The sequence below is a fragment of the Corticimicrobacter sp. genome (assembly GCF_040137905.1).
GTDB lineage: Bacteria > Pseudomonadota > Gammaproteobacteria > Burkholderiales > Burkholderiaceae_B > Corticimicrobacter.
The window spans coordinates 1-11,433 of the sequence record NZ_JBEFDG010000061.1 but is presented as its reverse complement, the minus strand read 5'-3'; the positions used below and the strand labels follow the sequence as shown (position 1 = coordinate 11,433).

Below are 11,433 nucleotides of genomic sequence, written 5' to 3'. Positions count from 1 at the left end.
CGTACTTGAAAGCGTAGCGGCTGGCGTTGGAGACGGGCATGAGTTCGATGACGCCGATCTCGGAGTGGTTGGCGACGCGGGCGGACTTGTCGAATTCTGGCCAGCGGATGAAGTCGGCCTGTATGGTGTCGGCCAGTTCGCCGAGGAAGGTGTCCACGCCGATGGTCTCGACCAGTTCGGACATGGTGGGTACGTCTATGAAGCGTGTCATGGGTAACTCCTTGGAAACGTAAGGGCCGGGTTCAATGCTGTTGCCAGCGTCGATAGACGACCAGCAGGAAAACAAACCAGAGCGGCATGAAATACAGTGCGATCCGGGTGTCGGGTTTGAGTGCCAGCAGGCTCAGGACAAACAGCAGGAAGGCCAGCGTCAGTGCCGCCATGGCGCTGCCTCCAGGCAGCCGGAAGCGGGAGGTGGTATGCAGGTCGGGGCGTCTGCGGCGATAGGCGAGATAGGCAAGCAGGATCATCGACCAGGTAAAGATCACCAGGATGGCTGACATGGTCGAGATCAGCGTGAAGACCGCCATGACATCCGGGATAATGAACAGCAGTGTCAGCCCTGCGAGCATGCAGATACCGGAGAACAGCAGGCTGGCGACAGGCACGCCGCGAGAGGACAGTCGCCCGAAGAGTGCCGGGGCTTTCTTGCGCCAGGCCAGGCCGAACAGCATCCGGCAGCCGGAGTACACCCCGCTGTTGCCCGAGGAGGCCGCCGAGGTCAGCACCACGAAGTTGATCAGGCCTGCTGCTGCCGGAAAGCCGGCCAGGACGAACAGTTCGACGAAAGGGCTGCGATTGGCAGGAACCTGTGCCCATGAAACAACGCTGATGATGCATACCAGCGACAGGATGTAGAACAGCAGGATACGGAATGGGATGGTGTTGATCGCCTTGGGCAGGGTTTTTTCGGGATTGCGGGTTTCTGCGGCCGTGGTGCCGATCAACTCCGTCCCGGCAAATGAAAACACGGCAATCTGGAAGCCGGCGAAGAAACCGCTGATGCCATGCGGCAGAATGGCTCCTTTCTCGGTCAGGTGCGAAAAGGATGCCACCACGCCGTTGGGAGACTGGAAGGACACTGCGATCATGACCAGGGCGGTCACGATCAGGGCCACGATGGCAACGATCTTGATGATGGCGAACCAGAACTCGACTTCGCCAAAGATGCGTACCGCGAGCAGGTTCAGGCCAATGAGCAGCAGCATGGTGAAAAATGCCGGCACCCAGGCGGGCATGTCGGGAAACCAGTATTGGACAAACCCTGCCACGACCACGACATCACCGACGACGGCCACGCTCCAGCTCAGCCAGTAGGACCAGCTCAGCACGAAGCCTGCTCGCGGGCCGAGATACTCGGCCACGATATCGGCAAAGGATTTGAACTCGAGATTCGACAGCAGCATTTCGCCCATGGCGCGCATGACGAAGAACAGGAAGAATCCCAGGATGGCGTAGACCAGGATGATGGACGTGCCGGACAGGGAGATGATCTTGCCGGATCCCATGAACAGGCCGGTGCCGATGGCACCCCCTATCGAGATAAGCTGGATGTGCCGGTTGTCCAGCGTACGCTGGAGATGGGGAGCCGCGTGATCTGACGAAGTCGCGGAGGTGCTGCCTTGCTGATGGGATGCGCTCATGGGGTCTCCTTGTTTTCTTATGTGATTCGCGTTGCCGTGGATGCAACGTGGCCGTACCTTTTCTGGGCAGGTATCGGCTTTGTAAAAGCGGTGATTCAGGCCGCCTGGTCAAATCCCAGCAGGGTGTTGACTGCATTGATCCCTATTTCATCGACCATGTAGCCGCCTTCCATGACGAACAGGGTCTGCAGGCCGGTGCCTGCAATGGCAGCCCCCAGGCGCAGGTAGTCATCACTGGTCAGCTTGAAATGACTGATGGGATCGCCCTCGAACGTATCGACGCCCAATGAAATCAACAGATAGTCTGGCTGGTAGTCGAAAATGCGCGTCAGTGCCGAGGCCAGTGCCGCTTCATACTGGGGCCATGCCGTGCCACGAGGCAGGGGCAGGTTGAGGTTGCAGCCGATGCCGGCTCCTGTTCCTGCCTCACGGGCAAACCCGGAGAAATAGGGGTAGGAAACGGCAGGATCGCCGTGGATGGAGGCAAACAGGACATCGGCACGGTCATAGAAGATATTCTGGGTGCCGTTGCCGTGGTGAAAGTCGACGTCCAGGATGGCGACGCGCCGTGCGCCGCGGGCCAGGCAGCGCTCGGCAGCGATTGCGACATTGTTGAGGTAGCAGTAGCCCCCCATGTATTCGCGCGCTGCATGATGACCGGGCGGGCGGCACAGCGCAAATGCGCTGCGGGCACCGTCGAGGATCAGATCCATGGCGGTCAGTGCGCTGTCGGCACTACTGCGGACGGCCTCCCAGGTGCCGGCCATGATGGGGGCACCGGCATCCATGGCATAGAACCCGAGCTTGCCATCGATGAAGTCCGGCTCACGCTCGATTGCCAGATCGCGTACTGGCCAGACAAGTGGCAGGGCGTCGTGCGTCTTGCCGGTTGCGCGCCATTCGTTCCAGGCATTTTCCAGAAATGCCACGTAGCGCTCACTGTGTGCGGCGACGTAACAGGCTCGGTCATATGCCTGCGGTTCAATGACTGGACCGAGTCCGGCGCTGCGCACATGAGCCAGTACCGTGTCCGCACGCTCGGGTTTTTCGAAAGACGGGCTGATCGTACCGTCTTTGAGTTCCGTGCCCCGATGCAGGTGGTGCCTGTCGCTGAATACGGTCTGCATGTACAACTCCTTCGGCTTTTTTATGGATTTTCGAAAAGAGTATGTTCGTTTATATTGAGGGTTGTTTCTTTGCTTTTGTTGATGCTGTTTTTTGGTTTATTGGAATAAAAATTCAATAGTGGTGGGATATGGGGAAAAAAGATTCTTTTGTTGAGATGGACGACTCTGATCGTCATCTGTTGCGCCTGTTGCAGGCGGATGCCACGCTGTCGAATGCTGCGCTTGGAGAGCATCTATCCATGAGCGTGACGCCATGCTGGCGACGACGCAAAAGGCTGGAGGATGCAGGGGTGATCACCGGCTATCGGGCCACGCTGGACCGGCGCAAGCTGGGCTATGACGTCATGGCGTTTGCCCAGGTCCGGTTTGGTGAGCATGCCGGCAACGAGCCTGATCGTTTCGAACAGGTCATCCTTCAGCGGCCAGAAGTGCTTTCCTGTCACAAAATCACCGGCGAGGCCGATTATCTGCTGACCGTGCTGGCCGCAGACCTGGAAAGCTATGGGCAGTTCATTGAAAATGTGCTGCGCAAGCAACCGGGCGTGGCGGTCATCCAGTCCAGCCTGGTGCTCCGGGAGGTCAAGGCAACCGCGCAGGTTGCGGTCTGATCGATCCCGCCGGGAGCCGGTGTATCCGGCTTCCAGGCGGGAGATAGGGGGAGGTTACTCGGTACGGGACAGTTTCACGGCCACCGGTGCCGCCGCCAGCGCCAGCGCAAAGCGCCGCAGTTCATCGCGCCGGAAGACATGCAGCGTGACGGTCTGCCCGGATTGGTAGCGTGACAGCAGCTCGTCCAGCTTGCTGTCGGCCGTGACGCGCAGGCCGTCGATGGCGACCAGCACATCGCCGGCCGAAAGGCCTGCCTCATGCGCCGGCCCCTGCTCGTATACTGTCCGCAGTACCAGGTCGCTGCCTTGCTTGCGGGTGGTGGCTCCCAGCACAGGCGCGGCATGTTCAGGCCGCTTGCTTTCCACGCGGATGCCTTGCGGAGCCAGCAATTCGGCCAGTGGCACATCGGCCGTGCCTTCGACCCAGGCGGCAATCGCGGCACCGACATCCACCCCCGTGGCTTCCTGGATCAGTGCCGGCATGGCCGCTTCGGGCAGGCCGTTGCGAGCCTGGGGATCGCGGGCGTAGAAATCGCGGCCATAACGCTGCCACAGCAGCGCCATGACATCATCAAGCGAGCGGCTGTTGCCGGTGGCCTGCCGGATGGTCAGGTCCAGACCCAGTGCTGCCAGCGCCCCCTTGGCGTAGTAGCTGACGATGGCATTGGGCGAGTTCTCGTCCTGCTTGTAGAAGCGCGTCCAGGCATCGAACGAGCTCTGGGCAATCGACTGCTTGAGGCGGCCGGGGCCGGTCTGCACCTGGTTGATCGTCTTGGCAAGCATCTCCAGGTACTGTGCCTCGGTGATCAGGCCGGTGCGCACCAGAAAAAGATCATCGTAGTAGGACGTGAAGCCTTCGAATACCCACAGCAGGCGAGTGTGATTTTCACGGGCAAGATCGTAGGGGGCGAAGGCGGCGGGCTTGATGCGCTTGACGTGCCAGGTATGGAAATACTCATGGCTGACCAGGCCCAGGAAGGTGCGGTAGCCCTCGCTCTGACGGCGGTCGCCAAAAACGGGCAGATCGCTGCGCGAGGCCATCAGGGCCGTCGAGGCGCGGTGCTCCAGACCGCCGTAGTCGCTGCCGGTCACCATGGTCATGAAGACGTAGCGCTCGGCACTGTCGAGGAACGGAGCCCGCTTGCTTTCCGGTTCGAAGAAAGCGATCTGGGCTTCGCAGATGGCGCGGACATCCGCCGCCACGCGCGACAGGTCGAGGTTGGGGATGACACCGGTAAAGACCAGTTCGTGCTCCGCGCCGTGCGCCTGGAAGGTAATGACCTGCGGCGTGCCCATTTCGACGGGATGGTCGATCAGCGCATCGTAGTCGGGGGCCCGGTACAGGCCGAATCCGTGTCGTACGGCTGCGCCCGGCAGGCCGGTGGCCTCGGGCAAGCTGGTATGCACGCTCCAGTCGGAATGCTGCTCGGGCGGACGGATATCGAGCAGGCAGGGCAGGTGCTCCAGCCCGTGAGGTTGCAGGAACACGCTGGTGCCGTTGAAGAAACCGTGGGTTTCATCCAGATGCGCACTGCGTACTGACAGGTCCCAGGCGTAGACGGTATATTCAATGACGAGCGTGCCCTTGCAGGGGGCGATGCGCCAGCGCTGGCTGTCGAGTTTTTCCACGGCCAGGGCACGGCGTCCGCTGCGTGCGGACAGGGTCTCGACCTGACGGGCGAAGTCGCGGATCAGATAGCTGCCCGGTATCCATGCCGGCAGCGAAACGACCTGGCCTTCGGGGTCGGGCTGTGCAATCGTCAGGGTGATCTGGAAGCGGTGCCCGGACAGGTCGGCGGGCAGCAGTCGGTAATGCAGGTGCGGAGTCTGAGTGTTCATATCGTTATCTTACTAAAAGCAGACAAGGAGACAGGAAATGATCGAGTCAGTCGTATTGCGCGAGGTACGAGGCCGTGTCGGCATTCTCACGTTGAACCGTCCCAAGGCGCTGAATGCGCTCAACGATGATGTGATGGATGCACTGGGCGTGGCGCTGTTGGAGTTCGATGCCGATGACGATATCGGTGCCATCGTGATCACCGGCAGTGAAAAGGCCTTTGCCGCCGGCGCCGATATCACGGTGATGAAGGACCTGAACTATGTCGAGGCGCTGCGCTCGGATTTCATCACCCGCAACTGGGAAACCATCCGTCGCGTGCGCAAGCCGGTGATTGCTGCCGTGTCGGGCTACGCACTGGGAGGCGGCTGCGAGCTGGCCATGATGTGCGACATCATCATCGCGGGCGACAATGCCCGCTTCGGCCAGCCCGAGATCAAGCTGGGCATCATGCCGGGAGCCGGTGGCTCGCAACGGTTGCCGCGTGCGGTGGGCAAGTCCAAGGCCATGGACCTGGTGCTGACGGCCCGCATGATGGATGCCGCCGAGGCCGAGCGTGCCGGGCTGGTGTCACGCGTGGTGCCGGCCGAGCGGGTGCTCGACGAGGCCATCGATGCGGCCACTGTGATTGCCTCGATGTCGCTGCCCGCCGTCATGCTGGCCAAGGAAGCCGTCAATCGCGCCTACGAGACACCGCTGGCGGAAGGGCTGCTATTCGAGCGCCGCGCCTTTCATGCGCTCTTCAGTACCGAAGACCAGAAAGAGGGCATGGTGGCTTTCGTCGAGAAGCGGCCGGCGACGTTCGTGCATCGCTGAGACTGATGCATAATCCATGAATACACACAGGAACAACATGTCGGCGCAACAAAAGAAATTTGAGCAATTCAGGGCTTTGCACCAACGGCCCAAGGCCTTCGTCATTCCAAATCCGTGGGATGCGGGTTCAACCCGGCTGTTGACCAGCCTGGGCTTTGAGGCGCTTGCCACGACGAGTGCCGGATATGCCTTCTCTCGGGGACGTCGAGACTCCCTGACCGGCCTGGCCCGCGATGAGGTGCTGGCAAATGCCGCCGAGATCGTCGGTGCGACACATCTACCTGTGTCTGCTGATCTCGGTGATGGCTTTGGTGCCGATGCCGAAACTTGCGCAGAAACCATTCGTGAAGCGTCGTTGACCGGGCTGGTGGGCGGGTCGATTGAGGATGCGACCGGCGATCCCGACAGGCCGGTCCATGCGTTTGCACATGCAGTCGAACGCGTGCGTGCGGCAGCCGAGGCGGCGCGAGATCTGCCCTTTGTTCTGACTGCGCGGGCGGAGAATTATCTGTATGGTATCGAGAGCCTGGATGATACGATCAAGCGGCTTCAAGCCTTTGCCGAAGCTGGCGCAGAGGTGCTTTATGCACCTGGGTTGCCCGATCTCGACGCAATCAGGACGGTATGTCGAGAGGTAGATAGGCCAGTGAATGTGGTGATGGGACTCAAGGGGCCTGTCTATTCCGTATCTGAGCTTGAGGATGCCGGTGTGCGTCGTATCAGTGTGGGGGGATCAATGGCACGCGCCGCCTTGGGTGGCCTGATGCGTGCGGCTGAAGAGGTGCGTACGTCTGGCACCTTTACTTACGCAGCTGCCGCGTTGCCCGGGTCGGTTATTTCAGCACTGATGGTCGAATGATGCAGCCTGCCAGCGAACATGAATGCAAAAAAGGGCTGGTATCAAGCCATTCATGGAAATTACGCAAGACTTGAAAATGTATACGGGGGGCCGGTTATCGACGATAACCGAAAATGCGTTACCCTGAACGGGTGATCGCCGGAGATCCTGTGGGATGCCGGCGTCGCGTTTTCTTATCGTGGATCATACAAGGATATATACCGGATGCAGGATCAAACCCCGTTTCGACCTCAGATTGCTTCCCTTTTACATTTGCGACATAGCGGAGGCGTGCTGGCACGCATCCTGGCTGGCCTGTGCCTGGTGGTCGGGCTGCAGGCAGGCGCTCAGGCGGCGACTGCCGCGTGTGAAGTGGATCGTCCGGTACGATTTGGCGGCATGAACTGGGAGTCCAACCTGCTTCTGGTCGAAATCGAACGAAGCATTCTGGAAAATGGCTATGGCTGCAAAACACAGGTGGAGCCGGGTGAAACGGTTGCGATGATTGCAGCGCTCGAACGGGGCGATGTCGATATCAACAGTGAAATCTGGCCCAACCAGACGCAGCATGCCTGGGGCAAGGCTTTGGAGTCAGGTAAAGTCATTGGCGTGGGCCATATCTTTACTTCCGAAGAGGGGTGGTATATCCCGCGTTATACCGCCAAGCGCTATCCGGATATCCGTTATGCACGGGATTTGTTGAAACATGCCGATGCCTTCGTGGATCCAGAGGATCCTTCGCGCAGCATCGTGTATGGCTGCCCAGTGGGCTGGACTTGCGAGACGGTCAACCAGAACCTGTTGCGTGCACTGGATATGGATAGCCAGTTCTCTGTGCTGTCGCCGGGTAACGGTGCTGCCCTCAAGGCAGCCATTCAGTCGAACTATCGCCGTCAACGTGATATCGCTTTCTATTACTGGTCGCCGACGCCACTGGAAGGCTCACTGGATCTGGTCAGGCTGGAGTTGCCAACCTTTGACGAGCAGGCTTATGTGTGTTTGACGCGGCAGGACTGCGCAGATCCCCAGCCATCGGATTTTCAACCCAACGATGTGATGACAGGCCTGAACAAGGCGTTTGCAGAGCAGGCACCTGCTGTGGCGGAGTTCTTTTCCAGGGTCAGCATACCGCGTGAGGTCATCAGTGCCATGCTGGCGCGTATGGAGTCCGATAGCCTTGAATATGCAGAAGCAGCCAGGCTGTTCTTGAGGGAACATGGGCAATATTGGCAGCAGTGGGTGCCTTCCGATGTCGCCCAGCGGGTTCAGGCCGCGCTTTAGATGGCAACCTATAGTAGAATGCGAATGTTTTTCAGTATTGTGTCTGTCTGAGCGATACCTGCCACGCCATTTCTGCCGCCACTTCAGGATAAGCGGCTTCTCGCATGCTGTTTCTATGTCCACCCACCATCCTCTGACCCGCACGCTGTTGGCTCATTGCGAAGAGCTGGTGTCGTATGTACAGCAGCGTTTTCCCGGTCGCGATTTTGCGCGCGATGTGATCCATGAGGTCTGCGTGCAATTGTTGTGCCAGCCTCCTCGTGAACCGATCGCCAAGCCGCTGGCGTACCTGCGCCGCATGTCATTGCATCGTGCCGTGGACTGGTGTCGACAGCCTGCCTGGCGCAATTCGTCCATGTCGTCCGATGCGGAGGTGTCCGAACCCTGGCATGCCGAGGATGGAGCCTGCATGCTGGATTTCCAGCAGCAACTGCGCATCCTGATCGATATCATCGAAGCCTTGCCGCCGCGGCCGCGGCAGTGTTTTCTCCTGCATCGCATCCATGGCATGGCGCACGCCGACATCGCCCATGAAATCGGTATCAGCCGCAATGCGGTCAGCCAGCACATCAGTACCGCAGTACGCCAGATTCGCAAAGGCTGGGAACCGGCGCATCACTATCTCGCCGTGCCGCATCGACCCGCAAGTCCCCTGGCCGGTGGCAAGGAGACGCATGCCCGGGGACTGCGTGCTTGTGTGGCGACGGAGTGCTGATGTCGTATTCCCAGGAGTCGCCACCGTGGTCGGCGCGGGCCAAGCCTGGTGAAGATGGCTCACCGGATGCCTGCATGACCGAAGAAGTCACGGCTGCGTTGCGTCAGCATTTTCCATCCCGCGAGGCCTTGCTCGAAGAGGCGCGTCGGCAGACGGCCCAGCAGAAAAGGCGTCGGGGGCGGGCCGTGGCCATTGTCGCGCTCTGCCTGCCCATTTGCGCGGTGGCAGCCCTGTGGTGGCAGGACCCGGTCTGGCAGGTCGAGACATTGCAGACGGCCGTGGGCGAGCAGCATCGCTATGCCTTGCCCGACGGTAGTCTGGTGGTGCTCAATACGGATAGCGTGCTGCGCCTGGAGCGTCGCCTGCGGACCCGCAGCCTGGTATTGGAGCAGGGCGAGGCGAGCTTTACGGTGGCTGCCGACTGGCGTCCGTTCATTGTGCGCAGTGGTGCGGCCTGGGTGCGTGACATCAGTACCGAATTCAGTGTGCTCAGGTATCGGGATCGCAGCCAGGTGACCGTCCTGGAGGGGGCTGTCGAGGTGGCAAGGCTGGACTCCGGAAATGGGCCGGCTGATCAACGGCAGATGTTGCGGGCTCGGCAGCAACTGAGCATGCCAGATCGTGCGTTGCCGGATGCAGCGTTGCCTGGGATCGAAGAAGTTGACCTGGCTGTCAGCCGGGCGTGGCAGCAGGGCCGCCTGGTATTCAACGGCACGCCGCTGGCTCAGGTGGTCGACGAAATCCGGCGCTACCGGACTGCTCCTGTCGAGGTTGCCGATGGGCTGGGTGCATTGCGTCTGTCCGGTGTCTACGATAGCCGGGATATGGATGCCCTCCTGGAGGCCTTGCCGCGCGCCTTGCCGGTACGGTTGCAGCGCCATGCGGACGGGCGGGTCAGCATCGAGCCCGTCCCGGACCGCAATCCTGCTGGCGCTTTGCCAAAGAAGTAATAATTTGTAAATTTTCCTCATCCTTGACCGGGCCGATACGCCATGTGAGTGGAATGTCCTGAATAGAACCTCACTTTGCAAGCGAGCATGCCCGTGTCCTCCCTCCCTCATTTCCGTCTGCGCCTCGGCTTCATGGCCGTGGCCGCTACCCTGGCCTGCGTGGCCCAGGCCCAATCCGTTACCCGAGTCCAGATCGATGCCCAGCCGTTGGGGCAGGCACTCAATGCGCTGGCCCTGCAGACCGGTGCCCGCATCGTGTTCGCCAGCGATCTGGCCGAACACAAGCAGGCCGGTGCGCTGCGCGGTGATTACACGGTGCAGCAGGCTGTGACGCAATTGCTGGCTGGCAGTGGTCTGGTGGCGGATTTCAGCGGCAATGAAGTGGTGATCAGGCCGGCAGGCAATGCCGCGCGTGCGTCGGATGAAGTGACGGCCTTGTCTCAGGTGGTGGTGACGGCCTCGCGCAATGAGCGCTACCTGAGCGAATTGCCCATGTCGGTCAGTGCCATCAGTGCGCAAGAACTGGAGCGCAATCCACAGACCAGTGTCGTGGCCCAGTTGCAGCAGACCCCCGGCGTGCTGGCGTCCGGTACCAATGAGGCCGGCAGCCAGAAAATTTCCATCCGGGGCAATTCCTATACCCGGACCCTGGTACTGATCGATGGTGTACGCGCCTCCGATTTCCGGGGGCTGGGCGGTGTCGGCAGTATTGGCCAGACGGTCAATCCGGCGGATATCGAGCGCATCGAAGTCATCAAGGGGCCGTCTTCGGTTCTGTATGGTTCGGATGCGATCGGGGGTGTCGTCAACATCATCACCAAGAGTGGCCTGCGTGCCGATCGTCCGCTGCAGGGGGCGGTGAGCATGCTGTATGACTCATCCAGCCGCAGTTTCGAGCCGAATGTGTCGCTGTCGGGAGCCGCGCGGGGCTTCAGCTATCGCCTGTCGGGCAACGGACTCAACGCCCAGGATCGCAGAACGCCCGATATGACGCTGCCGTACAGCCAGTATCGTCAGCGCAACTACAACGGCCGGCTCGACTATACCTGGGACGATGGGCGTGTCGAGTTCGCCGTGGACCGGCACACCGGATCGTTCGATGCCACGCCGACCTGGTTCAACGCAGCCAACGGCACGAATTACCCGCTTGATGCCGATGACTATACGGCGGCAACAGCACGCTACTATGTGCCCAAAAATGACCGCACCACCTATCGTACCAAGCTGGAATTGACCAACCTGGGCGAATATCTGAGCGGGCTGACCGTGTCGCTCTACCACCAGGATCTGACGACGCGCTCCGCGACCGATTTTGTCTGGTCGGGTGTACCCCAGACGCAATTCGAGTTCAAGCACAAGGCTTACGGCGGCAGCGTACAGAGCAACTGGCAATTGGGAGATGCGCATTTTGTCACGCTGGGCCTGGATGCCGATCATACCGAATACAAGGGTGTCGATGACTTCTTCACCACAGGTGTGCAGACCAGTAGCGACCGTACTTCTGGCACCGAGCGCAGTATTGCGCTTTTCGTACAGGATGAATGGAGCCTGACAGACAATACCGTGCTGACGGCAGGGTTGCGCAATACCTGGACGCGTGTCGAACTCGACAGGTCTG

Annotated in this window: 10 protein-coding genes and 1 pseudogene; 7 read left to right on the top strand and 4 right to left on the bottom strand. The window is 60.4% G+C overall.

What is annotated here, in order from left to right:
• The 3 genes and pseudogenes from ABN482_RS10380 to ABN482_RS10370 form a co-directional block, all read right to left on the bottom strand.
• Positions 1–211 (bottom strand): annotated as a pseudogene (locus ABN482_RS10380) (ornithine cyclodeaminase); the annotation flags it as partial.
• A gap of 31 nt (positions 212–242) precedes the next feature.
• Entirely contained in the window at positions 243–1,643 is a 1,401-nt protein-coding gene (locus ABN482_RS10375) for an amino acid permease (RefSeq protein ID WP_349503920.1), read from the bottom strand.
• A 95-nt stretch (positions 1,644–1,738) separates the two neighbouring features.
• Positions 1,739–2,770 (bottom strand): histone deacetylase family protein, encoded by a 1,032-nt coding sequence (locus ABN482_RS10370; protein WP_349503919.1) that lies wholly within the window; start codon positions 2,768–2,770, stop codon positions 1,739–1,741.
• Between the two features lie 128 nt (positions 2,771–2,898).
• On the opposite strand from ABN482_RS10370, the gene ABN482_RS10365 reads away from it, so the two are divergent.
• Positions 2,899–3,378 (top strand): Lrp/AsnC family transcriptional regulator, encoded by a 480-nt coding sequence (locus tag ABN482_RS10365; RefSeq protein WP_143859025.1) that lies wholly within the window; start codon positions 2,899–2,901, stop codon positions 3,376–3,378.
• Positions 3,379–3,432: 54 nt separating this feature from the next.
• Here ABN482_RS10365 and ABN482_RS10360 read toward each other — a convergent pair whose 3' ends face one another.
• The gene (locus ABN482_RS10360; RefSeq protein ID WP_349503918.1) at positions 3,433–5,217 is read right to left on the bottom strand and encodes a M61 family metallopeptidase; all 1,785 of its coding nucleotides are present in this window, start codon (positions 5,215–5,217) and stop codon (positions 3,433–3,435) included.
• Between the two features lie 37 nt (positions 5,218–5,254).
• Between ABN482_RS10360 and ABN482_RS10355 the strand changes: the two genes are divergently transcribed.
• From ABN482_RS10355 to ABN482_RS10330, 6 genes are all read left to right on the top strand, one after another.
• Positions 5,255–6,031, top strand: a complete 777-nt coding sequence (locus ABN482_RS10355; RefSeq protein WP_349503917.1) for an enoyl-CoA hydratase — start codon at positions 5,255–5,257, stop codon at positions 6,029–6,031.
• A 37-nt stretch (positions 6,032–6,068) separates the two neighbouring features.
• Positions 6,069–6,890 carry an isocitrate lyase/PEP mutase family protein gene (locus ABN482_RS10350; protein WP_349503916.1) on the top strand — a complete coding sequence of 274 codons (822 nt, stop codon included), beginning with the start codon at positions 6,069–6,071 and terminating at the stop codon, positions 6,888–6,890.
• Positions 6,891–7,160: 270 nt separating this feature from the next.
• On the top strand, positions 7,161–8,150 hold the full coding sequence (locus ABN482_RS10345) for an ABC transporter substrate-binding protein (RefSeq protein WP_349503915.1): 990 nt from the start codon (positions 7,161–7,163) through the stop codon (positions 8,148–8,150).
• A gap of 115 nt (positions 8,151–8,265) precedes the next feature.
• The gene (locus tag ABN482_RS10340; protein WP_349503914.1) at positions 8,266–8,865 is read left to right on the top strand and encodes a sigma-70 family RNA polymerase sigma factor; all 600 of its coding nucleotides are present in this window, start codon (positions 8,266–8,268) and stop codon (positions 8,863–8,865) included.
• The gene (locus tag ABN482_RS10335; RefSeq protein ID WP_349503913.1) at positions 8,865–9,815 is read left to right on the top strand and encodes a FecR family protein; all 951 of its coding nucleotides are present in this window, start codon (positions 8,865–8,867) and stop codon (positions 9,813–9,815) included. The genes ABN482_RS10340 and ABN482_RS10335 overlap by 1 nt, the downstream gene beginning before the upstream one ends.
• An 87-nt stretch (positions 9,816–9,902) precedes the next feature.
• Positions 9,903–11,433: TonB-dependent receptor domain-containing protein (locus ABN482_RS10330; protein ID WP_349503912.1), on the top strand; the 1,531-nt coding region annotated here is incomplete at its 3' end.

Bases quoted from the DNA above. Each gene is read 5' to 3' on its own strand.
- ABN482_RS10375 (WP_349503920.1), bottom strand. From the start codon at position 1,643: ATGAGCGCATCCCATCAGCAAGGCAGCACCTCCGCGACTTCGTCAGAT.
- ABN482_RS10370 (WP_349503919.1), bottom strand. From the start codon at position 2,770: ATGCAGACCGTATTCAGCGACAGGCACCACCTGCATCGGGGCACGGAA.
- ABN482_RS10365 (WP_143859025.1), top strand. From the start codon at position 2,899: ATGGGGAAAAAAGATTCTTTTGTTGAGATGGACGACTCTGATCGTCAT.
- ABN482_RS10360 (WP_349503918.1), bottom strand. From the start codon at position 5,217: ATGAACACTCAGACTCCGCACCTGCATTACCGACTGCTGCCCGCCGAC.
- ABN482_RS10355 (WP_349503917.1), top strand. From the start codon at position 5,255: ATGATCGAGTCAGTCGTATTGCGCGAGGTACGAGGCCGTGTCGGCATT.
- ABN482_RS10350 (WP_349503916.1), top strand. From the start codon at position 6,069: ATGTCGGCGCAACAAAAGAAATTTGAGCAATTCAGGGCTTTGCACCAA.
- ABN482_RS10340 (WP_349503914.1), top strand. From the start codon at position 8,266: ATGTCCACCCACCATCCTCTGACCCGCACGCTGTTGGCTCATTGCGAA.
- ABN482_RS10335 (WP_349503913.1), top strand. From the start codon at position 8,865: ATGTCGTATTCCCAGGAGTCGCCACCGTGGTCGGCGCGGGCCAAGCCT.